We start from the raw sequence: 19,816 nt of genomic DNA, 5'->3' as shown, positions 1-19,816 counted from the left end.
ATAGTGTAAGTCATAGTATTTGCAATTGGGTTTGCACCAGCAGTATCACCTGATGCAGTTAGTGCCTGACCAAAACCATCTGCTGACTGAAGATTAATTTGCTTTGTGCCTATATCATCAGCTGCAACACTTGATAATGAAACATTAATTATTTCATTAGCATTTGCACCCACTTGAAAAGCTTTTGTGCCATAAGAGCCGTCTAATAATTGCTGACCACCAAATGACGTTGTTTCTGCAATTCGTGTTAACTCAGTTTGCAGTGCTGTTACTTCTTTTTGTAGAGCAGTTCTGTCTTCGTATGAATTAGAACCATTCGCCGATTGCAATGCAAGCTCACGCATACGCTGTAAGATATTGGTAGACTCTTGCATCGCCCCTTCGGCGGTTTGCGCCATAGAAATACCATCATTCGCGTTACGCTGTGCCACCGCTAAACCATTTATTTGTGAGGTTAAACGGTTAGAAATTTGTAGGCCCGCTGCATCGTCTTTTGCGCTATTAATACGCATGCCTGATGCTAAACGCTCCATTGAGGTTGCAAGACCATCGCTCGATTTAGTTAAATTACGCTGTGCGTTAAGTGACGACACATTAGTATTGACTGTTAATGCCATTTTACCATCTCCTAGTTTTAATTAGGCTGTGGTCCAATGAACTTGTGAGGAACCACGCGCTTTGTGTAGAATTATCAGCAGGAAATGTGCCAGCTTAAAAGCAAACCTCAACCCATTGTTTTAAAACAAATTTTAAAACTTCTATTTTGTAAATGTAAGAAATAAAAAGGCCAGTGACAATTTTTTGCCACTGGCCCGGTATAAAGGCAAACTTTTACCGTATGGGTTTAATTATAAATAATCAAAAAGCGTTAAATTTGCTAAACGACCAAAGGTTGCTTGAGAGGCCTGTAATGCGGTTTCATGTCTTGTTAAGTCACTAATTGCTTCGGCCATATCAACTTCAACCAAATTTGATTTACTCGATTTATTGTTAATATCTATCGCGCTATTTGAATCTGTGACACTTTCAACCAAATTCATTCGAGCACCTAGACTTGCTTGTATAAATACCACTTGTTCGCTGGCGCTTTGTAATTGGTCTAAGCCGTCTGCCAGTGCATCATTAAGCTCATCACCTGCTAAACTACTATTTAAACTGGTGATTAAGTTTTGCATAGTATTGAGTACATTTTCTTTATGTGGGGCTTCTAGTTCAAACTCGAATGTCCCTGGTGCAGTGCCTTCAAGCTTAAACTCCATGCCTGCATATTCAATAGGCTCCCCTGTAAATTCACCAGTGACAGCCGGTGTAACGGGGTTACCGTAACCATCATTAATAACATAGGTATCAGGATCACCCGGGTTAACGCCGGCGACAAGCTCAACCTGAAAAGAGTTATCTGCAGCAGTCGCCGTGGGATCTAAATCAAAATTTGCTTTGTGGAACTTATCAAAATCAGCTTGGTTTTTTACATACACAGTACTTTGTGCAGTAATACTTCCCGTCACAGTGCCTTCGTTATCAACAACATTTAAACGCGCATTTACATTTTCAAAAGCACTAAAGCCATTATCGCTCGATTTCACATTAACACCTTGTGCAATAGTGACTGAATGCTGGCCTTGGTCGCCTTGATAATCGTATTGACCTGTATTTGAGTTAAAGCTATATGTTTGAGTTGTATCTTGATAGCCAGAAAATATATATTTACCGTCTTCTGACTGACTATTCATTAAGCTCACTAGGCTTTTTTGCAGCTCGCTTAATTCACTCGCAATAGATTTTAAATCATCATCACTCATGGCACCACTACCCGCTCTAATTGCCAGCTCTTGGGCTGCCTGAATGGTGGTGTTGATACTTTGTAAGATGCTTTCTTCTGTTTCTAGCCGTCCATTCAACTGATTAATATTTTTAGTATACTGCTCATTGGTTTGGATTTTATTGGTATATAAAGCCGCTTGTGAATAAGCCGACGGGCTTTCAGAGGTCGATAAATACTTTTTACCCGTTGTTACACGCTCTTGGGCATTAGCAACACCTTGCTGGCCTTCAAGAATTTTATTAACGCTATTTTGATACATTAAATTATTTGATAAACGCATAATTACCTCGCCGAATTAAGTAAGGTGTCGAATATTGAACGAGCAGTGGCAAGTACTTGCGCTGATGCTGCATACGACTGTTGAAAGCGCAGTAAGTTTGCCGCTTCTTCATCAAGGTTTACACCTGATAGTGACTCATACCAAGCCTCTGACTGATCTGCTAATGCGCTAAACGCCTGTTGACTTGTTTGTGCCTGCGAAGTAACTACACCAATATCTGATACTAAACCTGTGTATGCTTGATTTAGAGTTTTATGATTATTCGTTGAATTACCTGAAACGTTTTGTCTAACGATATTATCGTTTTGAATATCTGCTAAAAACTGTCCGTTACGGTTATCATCAAAGCCTCCTTCGTTCGCTTCAATAGTGAACGTATCGCCCAGTGCCGGCGTTCCTTCAATGTTAAAGTCAAAACCATAATCTTGAAATCCACCGCCAGCAGCTTGAAGAACATTATTTAATGGTGGTGTGCCAGTAAAGCTTGAGGTATTAACTCCATCAGTAACCGTGTACACATCAGGTTCGGCTGTTTTTTGAACGGTTATTTCACCATTTGGTAAGTTGATAGGATCGGTTGAAAAGGCACCAACATCTAACACTGTTCCTGCTGAAATACTGGCAGTACCTGTATTGTTAATATCGTTTGCAGTACGAATAGGTGAAGCGAGTGCGATATCTTCTGGACGATTTGTTGCAAGCTCTAAGCTTGTTGATGCTTGAGAGTTGAGTTTAACCATAAATTGGTCATCAACACTTGGCGGGTTAGTCATATCGAGGGTAATTTCTAAACCAAACAAATCTAAACCTGAGTTGTTTAATGAGTTGACTTTACCTGTGGCTGGGTCAACGACTGCTGTAGTAAAAATTTCATCGCCGTTGGCATCCTTAATCGTCTCGCCTTTATTATCAACAGGGTAAATTTCAACTTCATTAGTATCACTGTATTTCACAATAAAATCACTGGCCGGCAAATTACTGCCTTGCCCCGGCTCAACCGTTGCAGTCATACTCGAATTACCAGTATTAGCCTGATAAGCAAATGCATCAACGGTAGGAATTTTAAATATATCCCCACCTAAATTGCCATCGCCATCCATACCTAAATGATTTTGCTGATTAAAAGCATCGGCCAACGCTAAGCCCATTTGACCAAGTTGGTTTTGCGCTGGCACTAAAATATCGTCACGAAATGCCAGTAAGCCACCAATTTTGCCTTTTAACTTATCTGTATCTAATTCTAGCGAAATAGCTTTACCGTCATTAGTATCTAAGTGTAATTCTTTAAAGTTAGGATCAGGATCACCCGTCAAAGAAAACAGGTTAAAAGCTCCATCCTGCATTACTAAAGCTTGGCCTGTTCCCATATATACTTGTTTAGAACCATTGGGCCCATCAACTGTTTCAATATCGATTAGCTCAGATAAATCACGAATTGCTTTATCCCGTTCATTATAAAGCGAGCTAGATCCTGATTCTTGTGAGGTGCCATCTACTGACGCTATTTTAGTATTTAATTCACTGATAGTTTGAATAAGGTCGTTTGCTTCTTCAGAGAAAATCTCTAATTGATCATTAACTACGGTTTGTTGATCTGCAACAATGCCTGATAAACGCTCCATTTGGTCAATTAGACTTTGTGCATCAGTCATAACCAATGACCGTGCTACAGATGATGAAGGCTGGTTTAAACTTTCTTGTACGTTGTTAAAAAACGAGTTGATACTGGTTGATAAGCTGTTTGATTCTTCTGAAAACAAGCTATCAACTCGACTCGCTTCTGTGACGAATTGATCAAAAAAAGTTTTACTAGAGGTATCTCGGTTTAGTTGCTTTTGCGCAAATTCATTCAGTAAGCGGTAGGTTTCACCACGACCAACTTGGTTATCGATCATGGTTGAGAATTCAGTACGCTCACGCACATAGCCCTCGGTATTAACGTTGGCGATGTTTTTACTGGTGGTTTGCAAAAGCTCAGAGTTAGCTCTGATACCTGCATTTGCTATGTCATATAAGTTAAATGACATGAGTGTCTACTCCTTAACGTACCAATGAAGCAGCGACGCTTTGAAGCTCAACACGCTTCAATACCTGCTTAATTTTATCGGCATAATTTGGATCAGTTGCATAACCTGCTTTTTGTAACGAATCTAAAAAGGCTGCAGGCTCTGCGGTATTATTAAGTGCTTCTTGATAACGTGGGTTTTCATTTAAAAAATCCACAAAGTCGTTCACACTGTCTTTAATCGATTGATAAGAGCGAAAACTTGCTTGCTTTTTAACTGGCACACCTTGTTCAAACTCAAGCGTGACTTTGCTTGCTTTATCACCTTGCCAGCTCCTATCCGATTTAATATTGAATAAGTTGTTACTGCTTGTACCATCAGCTTTGCTGATGATGTGTTTTCCCCAGCCTGTTTCAAGGGCTGCTTGAGCAACCATCACAGCTGGATTTAAGCCAATTTTCTCAGCCGCATTTTTAGCGTGCTCCCAAACAGAGCTAATGAAAGACTCAGCATCTTCAAAGCGGTTTTCTGATTGCTCGTTCGCTGATGTATCCTCGACAGCTTGTGGTTTAGCCTTAGCCTCAGTAGTGCTATCAACAGCACCGCTTGCGCGTTTATCACTAGCAAAGTCAGCCGTCGTTCTAAGTACAGAGCCTGGTGTAAACTGTTTACCGTCTGGCGAGAGCTGCTGAACAATCAAGTCAGCTAGACCTAGCGAGCCATTTGATGAAAGCTCAACCGACATTTGTTGGTCATGCATCTCTTCAAAAAACTTAACGCCACTTGAGTTAAATGGGCTGTCTTTATCTTCAAACGCTTCATTTGCCTTACGCATACTTTTAAGCAGCATCTGAGTGAAGATAGATTCAAATTGTGCCGCCGCTTTTTTCAGCGCCTCTTTTGACGCATCGCTAGAGGCATCACTTTTTAAGGCATTTTGACGTAATGAGTCTAAGTTGCCTAAATCAAAAAAGTTTTGCTTGTCGAGATGATTAGTATCCATCAGCTTTTTGACACAATAGTTAATAATGAATTTTAAAATGCAAAAATTGCGCCAACAAACAACTTTATAAATAAATGGCTAATAACTGATACAGGAATGGAGTAACTTCAGAGCCAAGATTTTGACTGATGTTTATACACTGAAGGATTAAAAGTTATAGAAACAAAAAACGCGCTCGAAAGCGCGTTTTAATCTAAATGATAACCAGTTGCCCGTTTATCGCCCCCGCTTCTTTTAAAGCTTCAAGGATTGCCATTAAATCACCCGGTGCAGCCCCAACTTCATTGATTGCACGCACGAGATCATCAAGATTAACACCTGGATTAAATACAAAAGCACGTGAATCATCTTCGTTCACATCAATAATACTTTGATTGGTAACGGTAGTTTCACCATCACTTAAAGCATTTGGCTGTGACACATTTTGCTGCTCAGCAATGGTGACCGTTAAACCACCATGAGTAATAGCCGCAGGCTGTAGCTTCACGTTTTTGCCAATCACAATTGTGCCTGTGCGCGAGTTAACAATAATTTTTGCTGCTGTGTCTGCTGGCTTAAACTCTAAGTTTTCAAGTGTAGACAAATAAGCAACACGTTGAGAAGCATCACGCGGTGCTAACACGCGTACTGACGCTGCATCGATTGCCTGAGCGCTGTCAGGACCTACTAAATCATTAATCGTTTGCTCTAAACGTTTAGCCGTAGTGAAATCAGGACGATTTAAATTAAAGGTAATGTAGTCACCTTGCATAAACGGGCTCTTAATAGCACGCTCTACAATGGCACCGTTCGGGATGCGACCCACTGTTGGCGTGTTAATAATTACACGGCTACCGTCTGCCCCTTCAGCACCTAGACCACCAACGACTAAGCTGCCTTGTGCAATCGCATAGGTATTGCCGTCAACCCCTTTTAAGAAGGTTTGTAATAAGGTACCGCCACGTAAACTACCCGCACTACCGATAGACGACACGGTAATATCGATGGTTTGACCGGGTTTTCTGAATGCCGGTAACTCTGCATGCACAGCCACAGCTGCAACATTTTTAATCTTAGGTTTTAAGCTGTCAGGTAAAGTGATACCAAAACCATTCAGCATGGCTTTAAAGCTTTGTTGAGTAAATCGGCTTTGTTCACCTGTGCCGGGCAAACCAACAACCAAACCATAACCCACTAATTGATTTGAGCGCACGCCCTCAACCATGGATACATCTTTGACTCGCTCAGCCTGTGCAGAAAACTGCAGGCTAATTAAGCAAAGAGCGATGATGTATTTAAACCCATTCATGACTTTATTCCTCTAAAATGGGAAAAGCGAACTACTAAAGAAACGAGACAGCCAACCTGCACTTTGCGTTTCTTGAATTTGCCCTTTACCTGAGTATTGAATTCGCGCATTAGCAATACGGTTTGATGTGACCGTGTTATCTGCTTGAACATCTTCGGGACGAACTAAGCCTTCAAGGCGAATAAATTCTTCACCGGTATTCAAAGTAAGCCATTTTTCACCGCGAATAACCAAGTTTCCATTAGGTAAAACACGCATCACATTGACAGAAATATCACCAAATAAGCTATTTGATTGGTTAGACTTTGAATCACCTTTAAACGATGACCCTGAACCAATACCAAACTGAATGCTATCACCGCCAATGTTAACTGGATTGCCGCCAAGGCCAATAACAGGATCTAAACTAGCGTCCGTTTCTTTATCGGTTTCGGTTTTAGCCGCTTTGGTGGCTTGCGTTGATTCTTGCAATTTAACCGTAATGATATCACCAGCGCGCAATGCCTTTTTATCTGAGTACAAGTCATCTGCTGAATAACTATCAAACAACGAACCTGTTGGCACCATTGGCTCTGTTGTTGGCTCCGGATACATAGGCGCATAGTAAGGGTCATCCTGAACCACATGATGATTTTGCGTTGTCATACAACCACCCAGCATTAATGCTGCCGATGTGACTAAGATAATATTACGCATGCTGCCTCCTAGCCATTAAAGCTGTTGATTGATGTAACTAAGCATTTCGTCAACCGCTGAAATCACTTTTGAATTCATTTCATAAATTCGTTGTGTTTCGATCAAGTTAACCAGCTCTTCTGTTACATTCACATTAGACGTTTCTAGTGAACCTTGAACCACAGTACCTAAACCATCGATACCTGGGTTACCTTGCACAGGCGCACCACTCACCGCGGTTTCTGTGTATAAGTTTTGCCCCATAGGCTCAAGACCTGATGGATTAATAAAGTCACTAATTGTTAGCTGACCGATTACCACGTTCTCTGCTTGCCCTGAAATACGTACCGACACTTCACCGTCTTGCGAAACAGTAATTGATTGTGCATCGTCTGGTACGTTCATTTCCGGCTGTAATGGAAAACCCGCGCCCGAGGTCACAATGCGGCCATCTTCGTCAGTGGTGAATTGACCATTACGTGAATAGGCAATGTTGCCATCTGGCAATTGCACTTCAAAAAAACCAGGACCTGAGATCATCCAGTCCAATGAATTTTCTGTGGTAAGCATGTTACCTTGTGAAAAGTTCTTTTGGTTAGCAACCACTTTGGCACCGGCACCAAGCATTAAGCCTGATGGCATTTCAGTGTCTTGTGACGAACGACCACCTGGTTGGTTGATGTTTTGATATAGTAAATCTTCAAATACGGCGCGGCTTTTTTTGTAACCGACCGTGCTGGCATTCGCGAGATTATTTGAGATCACCGAAATATCGGTTTGTTGGGCGTCAAGCCCAGTTTTACTGATCCATAATGCAGGATTCATAACTCTACCCTCTCAGTCATCTTAAACAATGCGTAACAGCTGATCTTGACGCTCATCAATTTCTTCCGCTGTTTTCATCAATTTAACTTGTAATTCAAATTGGCGTTGATTGCTGATCATGTCGACCATTTCATGCACTGGGTTTACGTTCGACATTTCGAGCGTTCCCGACAGTACTTTTACGTTTGGCGAAATATCACAAAAACCACAAATGTCATTGACCAACATATCTTCTTTTGGTCGAAATAAACCGTCGTTACCTTTTTCAAGTTGCGTGTTATCAGCTTCAATCACTTTTAAGCGATCAACCACTTCCAAAAAGTTAGCAGGCGCACCTTGTGGGCGAACCTGAATAGCACCGTCTTCACTAAACTCAACTTTCTCGATAGGTAATGGCAAAATGATTGGACCACCTTCGCCAATTACTTGACGGCCGTGGCTGGTGATCAACGCGCCATCTGGAGTAATGTTTAATGTGCCTGTTTTAGTGTACGCCTCATTGCCTGATGCATCTTGTACACTCAACCAACCACGGTCACTCATCGCGATATCAAGCTCGCGGCCAGTTTCAACAAAACCACCCGATTCCATATTAGATCCAGGGCGTTCTTGCATTGCAAACACCCTAGATGGCAGACCTTCACCGAAGGCTTGCATAGAGCGAGCTTGTGCAAAATCAGCTTTAAAGCCAGTGGTGTTAGCATTAGCAAGGTTATTTGATGTTAACTCAAGACCTCGCAAACTTTGCTTAGCACCCGACATGGCAATGTAGACCATTTTGTCCATAACATTGACTCACTAAAAATACGATAACTATGAAATGCAATAAAAGTGCCAAAGTAAAATTGACGCTAAAATAGAAGAGAAAAATGAATAATAAGAATGAAAAAAGGCTGCCAATAGAGGGAGCAGCCTTCGTGTCGGATTAAGCTTAGAGCCGTTAAAATTAACGGATCTGCAGGATGTTTTGTTGTAGTGTTGAGTTAACCTCAAGCGCACGTGAATTTGCTTGGAAGTTACGCTGAGCACTGATCAAATCAACCAGTTCAGTTGTTAGGTTAACGTTTGACTGCTCAAGCGCTGATGAGTTAATTGAACCTAAGGTACCTGAACCTGGTTCACCGGCGATTGGTTCACCTGATGTAAGGCTCTTCTTCCAGGCTGTATCACCCACTTGTTGTAAACCCTGTGAGTTCGAAAAACGTACCATCGCAACTTGACCTAGGAATGAGGTATCACCATTACTGTATGACGCAACAATTTTACCATCAGTACCAATATCGATACCTGATAGGCGACCTACAGTCGCACCATCTTGCTCAAGTGCTTTCACTTCAAAGTTACTTGCATATTGAGTTGGTCTTTTATTGGTTGTAGCTGCTTCATCGCGCCAGTTAATCTCTACATCCGAAGGGAAACTAGCGCCATTGCTCAACAAGCCAGATATCTCTGCACTTGCTAAAACAACATCATCAAATGTGTTACCTGCATTTGCCGCTCCATCAGTAGTTGCTGGCAATCCGTTGGCATCAAAGCCAAATGTGCTTAGTGGGTCATTAACACCGGCATTTGCAGGATCACCGTCTATAGCCTGGCTATCTAATGTACCATGCACTTCCCATGTATTATCAGCAATTTTACGAAAGAAAAATTGTAAAACATGCGGCTCACCTAACGAATCATATACAGTCGTTGAAGTCGATGAGTTATAAGTCGTACTATCTGTTGGATCAAAAGCTCCTGTTGGAACATCTGCACGAGAATCTAAATTAAAAGATGAATATACATTCTCAGTAGCTCTTGGTGAACCTGAGGCATCAGGAATTTGTAGCGCAGAAGACGTACTTAAGCTAACAGAAGTGGTATCACCAGTCGATTCATCGACAGGGAAACCTTGTAAGTAGTTACCACTTGCATCAACGATAAAATTATCTTTGTTAAGTTTAAATGCTCCAGCTCTTGTATAGGTGTGCTCTTGAGAGCTTAAATCTGAGCTCATTGCAAAATACCCCTCGCCTGTGATTGCTAAATCAAGCGAGTTATTAGTAAATGAAAGTGAGCCTTGATGAAACTGTTGTGCAACAGTGGATGTTCTTACACCGTCACCATTTTTTGTTTTACCAGAACTAAATACTGATGATGCGTACACATCAGCAAACTCAGCACGAGACTCTTTAAATCCCGTAGTATTCACGTTCGCAATGTTATTTGCTGTAACGTCTAAATCTTTTTGCGCGGCTGCTAAGCCTGTTAATGCAATATTGAAGCTCATAACTCACCTCTAACCTATCTCTTAGCCTAAGCTAACCCAAACCTTTTTTACTTATGCGATTTCAGCTATATCAGTTAGCCTAACCGCACCCTCTTTTGTATTTACGATAATGCCGCTTGCGCCATTAATATTGACACTTTCAATATTCTTAAAGGTCGCCATTGGCATACTGCTGTAGTCTCCATTTACAAAGCCTTCAGCACTGATGTCATACTCACCTTCAGGGAGCACATTGCCATCGTTATCTTTGCCATCCCACTCAAAACGCAGTGCACCCGCTGACTGAGAACCTAATTCAATAGTACGAACTAACTGGCCTGATGAATCCGTTATTCTAAGCGTTAAAGACTCTACAGCTGTCTCAGCAACCACCGACCCTTTCGCGAGATTCTCACCATCAAAATCAATGGTGTCAGACTCAAGTAACGCTTGCTTACCGACAAGAGTCGAAGCCTGTAACGCAGAATTTGATGTCATTGATGCACTTAGTGAATCAAACTTTTCGTTTAAGTTTGAAATACCCTCTGCCATAGTAAAGTTCGTCATCTGCGCAATCATTTGGTCGTTATCAGCAGGATTACTCGGATCCTGGAACGACAACTGCTGTGTTAACAACGAAAAGAAATCTTCCTGAGAGAGCGTGTTGTTGTCTTCTTCAGTTGTTTGCGTATTACTTTGATTCCAACGCAAACTATCCAAATAGGATGATGATGCAGAGCTGATGTCGTTACTCATAACTTATCCTCGGTTACCGCTGCCCAAGCAACAGTGTTTTACTTAACATTTGCTTAGCTGCATCAGCAACTTGCACATTTGTTTGGTAAGAGCGAGAGGCAGAAATCATATTTGCCATTTCTTCTACAACATTAACGTTAGGTTTGTAGATATAACCATTTTCATCCGCACTTGGGTGGTTCGGGTTATATTCAATTTGTAGAGGTTTATCGCTCTCTACAACACCTAATACTTTAACGCCAACAGAAGAGCCCTGAGGATTGCTTTGTGATGATGACGCTTTAGTCAACTCTGCAGCAAAAACAGGATGGCGCGCTCGGTATGTCTGATCTTGGCTAGAACTAATCGTATTCGCATTCGAGATATTACTGGCTGTGGTATTTAAGCGAACATTTTGCGCACTCATACCGGTTGCTGAAATATCAAAAACATTATACAAACTCATGATTAAGCTCCTTGACTACCGAGGGCTTTTTTAAGGCCTTTAATTTTACTACTCATAAATTGCAGGCTTGCCTGATACTCTAATGAGTTCTGTACATACAAGTTTCGTTCCACTTGTATATCGACTGAGTTACCATCACCTGTATCTGCTTGATTTGGCGTACGAAACATTTCTGCATTACCAACAAAACGACTGCCACCGGCAATATGTTTAGCATCGGTTCTTACCATGCTGTTGCCGCCTTGTTGGTTGCTTTTTGCCGCTTTTAATGCCGAGGCAAAATCGATATCTTTCGCTTTGTAGCCCGGCGTATCAGCATTAGCGATATTTGTCGCTAATAACTCAGCGCGTTGTGAACGGATCAACATCGCATGAGGATGAACACCAAATGCTTTATCAAAACTGATAGCCATAACCATCTCCAAAAAATTGACTCTGTAGTGGTTAATGCAAAAGCTAAGCCAAAAATTTAGGAGTAATTTAATTTATATAAGAGACTGAAAAATAGGCAAATTTAGCAACCTAAGAACTAGATTGCTAAGGAGAGTTTACTTTTTCTGATAGATGATACCCGGGTTACAACGAACCATATCAAAGCTATCACTTAAGCCCGCCATTGATTCTGACGCACCTAAAAACAGGTAACCTTTCGGGTTTAAAGCTTGAGCAAATTGCGAAATGATTTTAGCTTTTACTTCTGGTGAGAAATAAATCAACACATTACGGCAAAATATGATGTCAAACTTGCCCATTAGGGCATATGAATCGAGTAAGTTTAAATGTCTAAAGCTGACCATTTTACGTATAGGGTCAACTACCTGAGCCATTCCATTACCGCTGTCTTTGAAGAACTTTTGACGACGCTCCATCGACAAGCCACGAGCAAGGGCTAGTGAGTCATACTCAGCATTCTTGCACATATCAAGCATGGTATTAGAGATATCAGTGCCAATAATTTGCGCACCCATCTTTAATACGCCTGGGTTTTTAGATTGGAACTCGGCAACCGACATGGCAATTGAGTACGGCTCTTGTCCTGATGAACTTGCCGCTGACCATATTTTTAGTGGTCTACGCACATCTTTAAGCTCAGGAAATAGTTTCGTTTTTAATAACTCAAACGGGTACTGGTCACGAAACCAAAGCGTTTCATTGGTTGTCATCGCATCAACGACAGCGGCACGAAGCTGCCTCTCATGAGGGCTTAGTGTTTTACTTACCAACTGTGATAAAGACTCAACATTAAAACGCGCCATAAGCGGCGCAAGGCGGCTTTTAACTAAATAAAGTTTATTATCGCCAAGCACAATGCCGCATTGTTGCTCTAAAAAAGAGCGGAATTGATCGTATTCGCTTTGTTGTAAATGCTTATTTTCCAAAGTAATACCACCTATAAATAATTAATCACAATGAACCCACTTCTTCACAGCTGTCGCTAATTCATCTGGGTTAAATTTTGCAATAAAATCATCAGCACCCACTTTTTCGATCATTGCTTGGTTAAACACCCCACTTAAAGAGGTATGCAAGATCACATGCAAAGGTGATAATTTTGGATCAGCCTTAATTTCAGCGGTTAAGGTATAACCATCCATTTCTGGCATTTCTACATCAGATATTAATAGGCCAACACGTTCAGTAATATCATTTTGACAATCGAGCTGAGCAATCTCTCTTAAACGTATAAGTGCTTCTTTACCGTTTTTAGCTAGTTCAGTTTGCACACCAAGAGGTTCAAGTGCACGCTTAACTTGGTTTCGAGCTACTGCAGAGTCATCAGCAATAAAGACAATACGCTCACCTAAATCACGCTGAATTTCGCCTTCACCAACCACTTCAGCGCTTACTTCAGTGTTAACTGGGCAAATTTCGTTTAATATTTTCTCTACATCGAGAATTTCAACTAATTCGTTTTCAATTTCAGTGACCGCAGTTAGGTAAGAATAACGTCCGGCTCCCGAAGGCGGCGGCATTATTTTTTCCCAGTTCATGTTAACGATACGTTCAACACCGCCAACTAAAAACCCTTGTACCGAGCGGTTGTACTCAGCAATGATGATAAAACTGTCTTTGAGATTTTCAATTGCAGGGCCACCGACAGCCATCGATAAATCAATAACAGAGATAGTTTGACCACGGATATGCGCAACACCGCGAATGTACGCATTTGATTTAGGCATGTTAGTAAGTGGTGGACATTGCAGAACCTCTCTTACTTTAAACACGTTTATACCAAAGCGTTGTCGCCCTCTGAGTTTGAATAATAGTAATTCAAGGCGGTTTTGCCCAACCAACTGAGTACGCTGGTTAACTGAGTCTAAAATGCCTGCCATTTCAATCTCCTAAAGATAAACAATCAGAGCTGGAACAATAATTGCCTTCTTTGTGTTAAAGCTACATAAGGTTACAATGCGTCTGTTTTTTGACGCAAAATATTTATACCTTGTTTTCAACCATAAGCATAGTCGAAACAATATGAGTTTGTTAAAAAAAAGCCGAAGATACAGTGTTTTTTATTTTCTTACTAGCCTGTTGTTTACAACACAACTACAGGCAGAAGTTTATAATACCGAGCAACTTCAACAAATCGCCATCGATTTTGTTAGCGAGCAGCTCCCTGATCTGGACACCACACCTCAAATTAGTGCTTTACCATTAGATAGTCGCATTCCTGAGAGGTTATGTGAGTCACCAATTAACAAAGAGTTACCAACTGAGCCTCCTTTTAATCGGCAGGTAACTGTACAACTTAAGTGCCAAGATTTAAATAGTTGGACCCAATACGTTCACGTGCGCATTATTGAGCTCGAACCTGTGGTTGTTGTTACCACTAATTTAGCCCGTGGAGAGGTCATTCGCCCTGAACATTTACGCCTCGAAATGAAGCCAAAGCAATTTGTTAGAACGCAATACGTACAAGATGAGGCTATACTTATTGGCAGTCGCAGCAAGCGTAACTTGCGTGATGGTAGTCCGGTTGTAATGAGCCAAGTGTGTATGGTTTGTAAAGGCGATAACGTCACTATTTTTGCTTCGTTACGCGGATTAAGAATTAAAACCACCGGAATTGCTTTAGAGGATGGCACGTTAGACGAATTAGTACGTGTAAAAAACAAAAAATCAGGTAAAGTATTAAATGCACGTGTGGACGGGGTCGAGTCTGTACAAGTAAATATTTAATTTTTTATATTTATGCTAAAGTATCCGCTGTGCCCGCCGATATAAAGGTATATGTCGGGTAATGTATAGGTCAAAATTATGGTAAGCAATGTCACTAATGGTCAACAACAGCCTTCTGTGTTGACAAATACCAAGCAAAAAAAGCTTGATTTACAAAAAGATAATGCTAATGCAGCCGCTGCAAAATCGGCCGCACCAAAAGCTAGTGAAGATTCTGTGAGCTTAACTCCGCAAGCTAGACAGCTAAAATCTATGCAAGAAAAAGCAGAGCAATCATCTGGCTTTGATAGCAATAAAGTAGCTGAGCTGAAAAAAGCAATCAGTGAAGGTAAATACCAAATTGATGCTGACAAATTAGCAAAGAACATTGCTTCATTCGAGTTTGATGTCTATGGCTGATCATAATCATTTAATTGCCAGCAAACTAACACAACAAGTTTCGTGCTTGGAGTCTATTGCTGCGCTGTTAGATGATGAGTTGACAGCCATTGCTGCAAAGCGTGGCGATGGATTAAAGAATATTGCCCAACAAAAAATCTCTTTGCTCCAACAAATTCAAACCATTGATAAAGAAGTGCAAAAGCTTGTTGCGCATAACGAATCGCAAGATGACGAAGTAAGTGCACTTATTAAGCAAGTAAACACTCTCCTAGCAAGCTGCAAAAAGAAAAACGATGTAAACGCTCACGCGGCCCATCAAGCACAGTTAAGTGTTAAGCAACTTAAAGATATTTTAATTGGCGCACCATCATCGATGACCTATGACCAAGGCGGCAGCGTTATTCAAGGCGATAAGAAAATCGTTCACAATTTGAAAGCCTAAACTTAAATATTATTGCATTAAAAAGGCGCGATAACTAAGTTAGTTATCGCGCCTTTTTAATGCTTGCAGAGTTACATGTGTCAAAAGCAATCGGCAACAACCCCCTATTAAGCAAAGTATTGTAAGAAAAGCGCATTTCAGCGCTTTTCTTATATAGATTAAATATCAACAGGTTTATTTCCATCTTCTATTAGCTTCTTGATCATGTCCTCTGATTCACTCTGGATATCACTTGCAGGTTGTGAACTTGTTGAGCTATTTGGATCAAAAGCTAAACTTTGCTGTTCGCTATCTATATTCAGTGCCAGTACCTCAGTTTGTTCCGAGTCACTTAAAACATCATCGATAGTCACGTCAAGGGGAGCAATCCCGCCGCTTGAGGTTGGTTCTGGACTTGTATCTAATAGAACAAGACTAAGATCAATACTTTCAGCAGTTTGCTCGTCAGCCTCAATGCTGTCAGCTCCTATGGCCATTTCTTCAGGAGTTGCACCGCCAGTGCTTGCGGGCTCTCCATTGATTTCAATATCATTACCATTTCTGTCAACAACGCGTACATTACCCAAAGAGTCTGTAATGCTAAAGCGTGCATCGTCCAAGCCAAGCCCCAATAAATCCGCCAAATTAACGTCAACAATATCAATAGACCATTCACCGTTTTGCACAACCGCTCCACCTTCGCTTAATAAAGTAATTCCTAGAGCTAGGGCGTTATCAAGTTGCACTATTGCGCCATCTTCAGCGTCTGTTGTGCCGTCAAAACCTGTAATTACAAGTCCTAACCCTAACAAAGAGTTAACATCTATATTCTCAAGTGTCGGTGGAATCGTATCAATTTCTAGTCCTGAAATTGCACCTGTCGTTTCACCAGTACTAACAATAGTCGCTGTGACAGTGTAAGTACCATCCACTAACGCGTTGTCTGGTGTCACACTCCATGTGCCATCACTTAATGATGTAACCGTTTTCGTTTGTTGAGTTGTGCCATTATCAAACACAACTTCTATTTCACTATTTGGTGCAATTGATTTGCCCGTAACGAGTGGAGTATCATCATTAGTTAGCTGCAAGCCATCATCAATGGTTATAGTCAAGCCATTATCAATAATACCTGAGGCTGTTTGCTCTGTAGTGCGGTCTTCAGCATCTGTGACACTTGCCGTAACCGTATAGGTGCCATCAACAAGTTCAGACAACACTTCCACTGACCAAGTGCCATCGCTATTCACTAAGGTCGTTACCGTTTGTGAAGCACCATCAGCACCTTGCACAATAAGCGTCACGGTTTGCCCTGTGCCCACATTACTTGTACCGCTTATCAACGGAGTTGTATCTGCAGAAAGAGCTGGCACATCTAAAGTCAACTCAGGAGCAGAGTTGTCGAAAGTTTCAGTGCTAATGGTGGTTGTATTTCCTGCGGCATCTGATGCCGTTGCTTCGACATAAGCCAAGTTCAACAATGGCACCGACAAGTTCAATACTTGCCAATCACCATTCGCATCGACAGTCACAGTATATGGCACCCCTGCAGTACCATCGACTAGATAATTAGTAATGGTAATAACACTGCCTTCAGGTAAATCAGATGTACCAGATAAAGAGACCAACTGACCTAATAGGAATGATGGCACAATGCTGAGATCTGGGGCTACAGTATCAACCTCACCACCTGTTTTACTGTCTGTTCCAGTATTACCCGCAGCATCCGTGATACTTGCAGTGACAGAGTAAACACCGTCAGCCAACACTTGATCTGCCGCTGCTTGCCAATCACCATTCGCATCGGTGGTCGTTGTAACACTATGCTGTGCCCCACCGGCTGCAGTAAAGGTAACAGTAATTGTGGTATTAGCTGCATCAGATGTACCACTAACGACTGGGGTTGAGTCATTAGTAAGTGTTAAACTGCTTTGATCAATACTCACAATAGGTGCCGTAGTATCAACAGTAGAAGTTGTACTTGCCGAGCCATCATTACCCGCTGTATCAGTAACAACAGCGGTCACTGTGTACTGTCCTTCTGCAAGCGCTTGCGTTGCTTCAACTTGCCAATTAAGACTTGAATCAAGCGTTGTTTCGACGCTATGACTAGTGCCTGCAGCATCAACGAAGGTTACAACCACTCGATTACCAGCTACGGCCCCTGTTGCACTACCCGAAGCGACTGGAGTTAAATCAGTTGCAACAGCAATCGTGTCTATAAAAACATCAGGTGCAGTGATATCTATTAGGCCAGTATCCGAGGCCGTTGCAGTATTACCAGCGGCATCAGAGATAGTAGCTTCAACCGTGAACGCTCCCTCAGCTAACGGTGAAGGCAATGCCACAGACCAATTGCCTGATGCATTAACGATAGCAGAAGCAGTAACATCATTACCTAAGCTATCAGACACGACTAACGTGACAATTGTGCCTTGAGGAGCATCACTGGTACCACTAATTGTTGGTGTTGTATCATTTGTAATTGCTGGTGAATTAATCTGAATTGATGGCGCAGTGAGATCTATTTCACCAACCTTTGACGCCGTGCCAGTTAAGCCATTTTCAGTTACACTTGCGTTTACAGTGTACTCTCCCTCACTGAGCACAGTACCAAGCTCAACGCTCCAAATACCAGCTGTTACCGTTGTAGTGACTGTTTGTATATTACCAAGTGCATCTTCAACATTTATAGTAACCAGTGTGCCATCTTCGGCATCACTAGCGCCTGAAATAATTGGCGTTGTATCATTTGTGATTGCCAATGTGCTAATGGATACTGTTGGTGCATTAGTATCTAATGTTGCATTGTCTGTGGCAGTCGTCGTGTTATTTGCAGCATCGGTGATGCTTGCTGTGATAGTAACTGGACCATCGTTAAGTGGCGTAACCACGTCAACAGACCACGTACCATCAACTTGCACTGTCGCTGATAATGAATAAGTATTTCCATCATTAGAAACACTTAGAGAAACTATACTACCTGCAGGTTCATCGCTTGTACCACTAATTGTAGGAGTCGAATCATTGGTCGTTCCTAAACTATTGATGCTCAACGAAGGTGAGATTGTATCGATAGAGCCTGATTCTGTATCACTACCAATATTACCTGCAACATCCGTAATAGAAGCTGTTACTGCATAGTTTCCATCAGGTAATGACGCAGGTGTAACTTGCCATGCTCCATCCCCTAACACTGTTGTAATAAGTGTTTGAGTATCATTGTTACTGTCTGTAACCGTGACTGTTACTTGTGTCCCCGGCGCTTCTGTTGATGTACCAGAAATAACTGGTGAGCTCGCGTTACCAATACCCAATGTATCTATCGCCACCACAGGAGTAATTGTATCAACTGTTATTGGCGCTGTTGCAGTTTGCGTGTTGTTTGCATCATCCGTTATGCTGGCCTCAATAGTGTAACTGCCATCAGCTATATCAACAGGCACTACAAGCTGCCATGTCCCATCTGTATCAACTGTTGTGGTCAAAGTTTGACCTGCTATTTCGACTACAACTAAACCACCTATTTCATTACTACTACCCGAGATAGTTGGTCGAGCTTCAGCTGTGCCACCAATAGCATTTACACTTAAAGTTGGCGCTATACTATCAAGTACACCTGTTGTTTGTTCAGTCGTTAAATTACCCACTTGGTCTCGAACCGATGCTGTTACTGTGAATGTGCCATCAGCAAGTTCTGCGGGTACATCAACAGACCAAGTTTGATCGCTTTGCACAGTTGCAGTAAAGCTTTGCGAATCTCCATTAGCGTCTTGAACAGTCACATTAATAACGGTTCCTTGACCCATATCAGTTGTACCCGAGATAGTTGGTGTTGTGTCGTTGGTAAGTGCAGCAACAGAAACCGTTAACTCTGGTGCTACATTATCAAAATCAAGAGTACTCACTGTTGCAGTATTACCAGCTTCGTCTGTAGCACTTGCTGTAACATAAGCCAAGTCAAGCAAAGGGACTGTAATGCCTGCAACCGTCCAATTCCCATTGGCATCGGTGGTCGCTGTGTAAGTAGCTCCAATTAAACCATCAACTAGATGCTCTGTAATCGTAATCACACTTCCTTCTGGTAAGTCAGAGGTGCCTGATAACCCCACCAAGTTCCCTAATAAGAATGACGGTAAAATACGTATATCTGGTGCAACTGTATCTACTTCACCACTGTCGCTTGCACTGCTACTGTTACCTGCTGCATCGCTGATGCTTGCACTCACTGTGTAGTTGCCATCGGCTAAAGCTTGCCCTGCTTCGGCACTCCAATTACCTGAAGCATCGGTAGTGACCGTCACGGTATGACTGGTGCCATTGGCATCTGTAAAGGTCACTGCAAGTGAGGTATTAGCTAAGTCTGAGGTACCGGTGACCGTCGGCGTATTGTCGTTGGTCAGCGCTGGCGCATCGATGGTCATCGTTGGTGCCGTCACATCGATGGTGCCTGTTTCTGTATCGCTACCTTCGTTACCCG

The 19,816-nt window shown here is 41.9% G+C and carries 17 protein-coding genes and 1 pseudogene; 3 read left to right on the top strand and 15 right to left on the bottom strand.

Annotated features, from left to right (window positions below):
• From HUS62_RS21085 to HUS62_RS21020, 14 genes and pseudogenes are all read right to left on the bottom strand, one after another.
• Window positions 1–617, bottom strand: a pseudogene (locus HUS62_RS21085) (flagellin); the annotation flags it as partial.
• A 231-nt stretch (window positions 618–848) separates the two neighbouring features.
• Window positions 849–2,105, bottom strand: coding sequence for a flagellar hook-associated protein FlgL (gene flgL, locus HUS62_RS21080; RefSeq protein ID WP_175081042.1), 1,257 nt, complete (start codon window positions 2,103–2,105; stop codon window positions 849–851).
• Between the two features lie 2 nt (window positions 2,106–2,107).
• Window positions 2,108–4,132: a flagellar hook-associated protein FlgK gene (gene flgK, locus HUS62_RS21075; RefSeq protein ID WP_175081041.1), complete on the bottom strand. Its 2,025-nt coding sequence runs from the start codon at window positions 4,130–4,132 to the stop codon at window positions 2,108–2,110.
• Window positions 4,133–4,145: 13 nt separating this feature from the next.
• A complete protein-coding gene (flgJ, locus tag HUS62_RS21070) occupies window positions 4,146–5,114 on the bottom strand; it encodes a flagellar assembly peptidoglycan hydrolase FlgJ (protein WP_175081040.1) in 969 nt (322 codons plus the stop codon).
• 193 nt (window positions 5,115–5,307) lie between these two features.
• Window positions 5,308–6,402 carry a flagellar basal body P-ring protein FlgI gene (locus tag HUS62_RS21065; RefSeq protein ID WP_054553304.1) on the bottom strand — a complete coding sequence of 365 codons (1,095 nt, stop codon included), beginning with the start codon at window positions 6,400–6,402 and terminating at the stop codon, window positions 5,308–5,310.
• A 12-nt stretch (window positions 6,403–6,414) separates the two neighbouring features.
• Entirely contained in the window at window positions 6,415–7,098 is a 684-nt protein-coding gene (gene flgH, locus HUS62_RS21060) for a flagellar basal body L-ring protein FlgH (protein ID WP_175081039.1), read from the bottom strand.
• A 15-nt stretch (window positions 7,099–7,113) separates the two neighbouring features.
• Window positions 7,114–7,902 (bottom strand): flagellar basal-body rod protein FlgG, encoded by a 789-nt coding sequence (gene flgG, locus HUS62_RS21055; protein WP_054553306.1) that lies wholly within the window; start codon window positions 7,900–7,902, stop codon window positions 7,114–7,116.
• A 21-nt stretch (window positions 7,903–7,923) separates the two neighbouring features.
• On the bottom strand, window positions 7,924–8,688 hold the full coding sequence (locus HUS62_RS21050) for a flagellar basal body rod protein FlgF (protein ID WP_175081038.1): 765 nt from the start codon (window positions 8,686–8,688) through the stop codon (window positions 7,924–7,926).
• Window positions 8,689–8,848: 160 nt separating this feature from the next.
• Window positions 8,849–10,174 carry a flagellar hook protein FlgE gene (gene flgE / locus HUS62_RS21045; protein WP_175081037.1) on the bottom strand — a complete coding sequence of 442 codons (1,326 nt, stop codon included), beginning with the start codon at window positions 10,172–10,174 and terminating at the stop codon, window positions 8,849–8,851.
• Between the two features lie 51 nt (window positions 10,175–10,225).
• Window positions 10,226–10,909, bottom strand: a complete 684-nt coding sequence (locus HUS62_RS21040; RefSeq protein ID WP_175081036.1) for a flagellar hook assembly protein FlgD — start codon at window positions 10,907–10,909, stop codon at window positions 10,226–10,228.
• Window positions 10,910–10,922: 13 nt separating this feature from the next.
• Window positions 10,923–11,354, bottom strand: a complete 432-nt coding sequence (gene flgC, locus HUS62_RS21035; protein WP_058586423.1) for a flagellar basal body rod protein FlgC — start codon at window positions 11,352–11,354, stop codon at window positions 10,923–10,925.
• A gap of 2 nt (window positions 11,355–11,356) precedes the next feature.
• Window positions 11,357–11,767, bottom strand: coding sequence for a flagellar basal body rod protein FlgB (flgB, locus tag HUS62_RS21030; protein WP_130052111.1), 411 nt, complete (start codon window positions 11,765–11,767; stop codon window positions 11,357–11,359).
• 135 nt (window positions 11,768–11,902) lie between these two features.
• Window positions 11,903–12,733 carry a protein-glutamate O-methyltransferase CheR gene (locus tag HUS62_RS21025; protein WP_054562221.1) on the bottom strand — a complete coding sequence of 277 codons (831 nt, stop codon included), beginning with the start codon at window positions 12,731–12,733 and terminating at the stop codon, window positions 11,903–11,905.
• 21 nt (window positions 12,734–12,754) lie between these two features.
• Window positions 12,755–13,687: a chemotaxis protein gene (locus tag HUS62_RS21020; protein ID WP_175081035.1), complete on the bottom strand. Its 933-nt coding sequence runs from the start codon at window positions 13,685–13,687 to the stop codon at window positions 12,755–12,757.
• A gap of 142 nt (window positions 13,688–13,829) precedes the next feature.
• On the opposite strand from HUS62_RS21020, the gene flgA reads away from it, so the two are divergent.
• The 3 genes from flgA (at window position 13,830) to flgN (ending at window position 15,357) form a co-directional block, all read left to right on the top strand.
• Window positions 13,830–14,534, top strand: a complete 705-nt coding sequence (gene flgA / locus HUS62_RS21015) for a flagellar basal body P-ring formation chaperone FlgA (protein WP_175081034.1) — start codon at window positions 13,830–13,832, stop codon at window positions 14,532–14,534.
• Between the two features lie 78 nt (window positions 14,535–14,612).
• Window positions 14,613–14,933 (top strand): flagellar biosynthesis anti-sigma factor FlgM, encoded by a 321-nt coding sequence (gene flgM, locus HUS62_RS21010; RefSeq protein WP_175081033.1) that lies wholly within the window; start codon window positions 14,613–14,615, stop codon window positions 14,931–14,933.
• On the top strand, window positions 14,926–15,357 hold the full coding sequence (gene flgN, locus HUS62_RS21005) for a flagellar protein FlgN (protein WP_175081032.1): 432 nt from the start codon (window positions 14,926–14,928) through the stop codon (window positions 15,355–15,357). Before flgM ends, flgN begins: the two co-directional genes overlap by 8 nt.
• 158 nt (window positions 15,358–15,515) lie before the next feature.
• Here the strand turns inward: flgN and HUS62_RS21000 are convergent.
• A partial coding sequence (locus HUS62_RS21000) for an Ig-like domain-containing protein (RefSeq protein ID WP_175081031.1) occupies window positions 15,516–19,816 on the bottom strand: 4,301 nt, incomplete at its 5' end.

The organism is Pseudoalteromonas sp. 0303 (assembly GCF_013349995.1).
Classification (GTDB): Bacteria; Pseudomonadota; Gammaproteobacteria; order Enterobacterales; family Alteromonadaceae; genus Pseudoalteromonas.
The sequence above is the reverse complement of the archived record's forward strand: the minus strand, read 5'-3'. Positions and strand labels throughout refer to the sequence as shown.

Coding starts and splice junctions, on each gene's coding strand:
- flgL (WP_175081042.1), bottom strand. CDS start 2,105: ATGCGTTTATCAAATAATTTAATGTATCAAAATAGCGTTAATAAAATT.
- flgK (WP_175081041.1), bottom strand. CDS start 4,132: ATGTCATTTAACTTATATGACATAGCAAATGCAGGTATCAGAGCTAAC.
- flgJ (WP_175081040.1), bottom strand. CDS start 5,114: ATGGATACTAATCATCTCGACAAGCAAAACTTTTTTGATTTAGGCAAC.
- HUS62_RS21065 (WP_054553304.1), bottom strand. CDS start 6,402: ATGAATGGGTTTAAATACATCATCGCTCTTTGCTTAATTAGCCTGCAG.
- flgH (WP_175081039.1), bottom strand. CDS start 7,098: ATGCGTAATATTATCTTAGTCACATCGGCAGCATTAATGCTGGGTGGT.
- flgG (WP_054553306.1), bottom strand. CDS start 7,902: ATGAATCCTGCATTATGGATCAGTAAAACTGGGCTTGACGCCCAACAA.
- HUS62_RS21050 (WP_175081038.1), bottom strand. CDS start 8,688: ATGGACAAAATGGTCTACATTGCCATGTCGGGTGCTAAGCAAAGTTTG.
- flgE (WP_175081037.1), bottom strand. CDS start 10,174: ATGAGCTTCAATATTGCATTAACAGGCTTAGCAGCCGCGCAAAAAGAT.
- HUS62_RS21040 (WP_175081036.1), bottom strand. CDS start 10,909: ATGAGTAACGACATCAGCTCTGCATCATCATCCTATTTGGATAGTTTG.
- flgC (WP_058586423.1), bottom strand. CDS start 11,354: ATGAGTTTGTATAATGTTTTTGATATTTCAGCAACCGGTATGAGTGCG.
- flgB (WP_130052111.1), bottom strand. CDS start 11,767: ATGGCTATCAGTTTTGATAAAGCATTTGGTGTTCATCCTCATGCGATG.
- HUS62_RS21020 (WP_175081035.1), bottom strand. CDS start 13,687: ATGGCAGGCATTTTAGACTCAGTTAACCAGCGTACTCAGTTGGTTGGG.
- flgA (WP_175081034.1), top strand. CDS start 13,830: ATGAGTTTGTTAAAAAAAAGCCGAAGATACAGTGTTTTTTATTTTCTT.
- flgM (WP_175081033.1), top strand. CDS start 14,613: ATGGTAAGCAATGTCACTAATGGTCAACAACAGCCTTCTGTGTTGACA.
- flgN (WP_175081032.1), top strand. CDS start 14,926: ATGGCTGATCATAATCATTTAATTGCCAGCAAACTAACACAACAAGTT.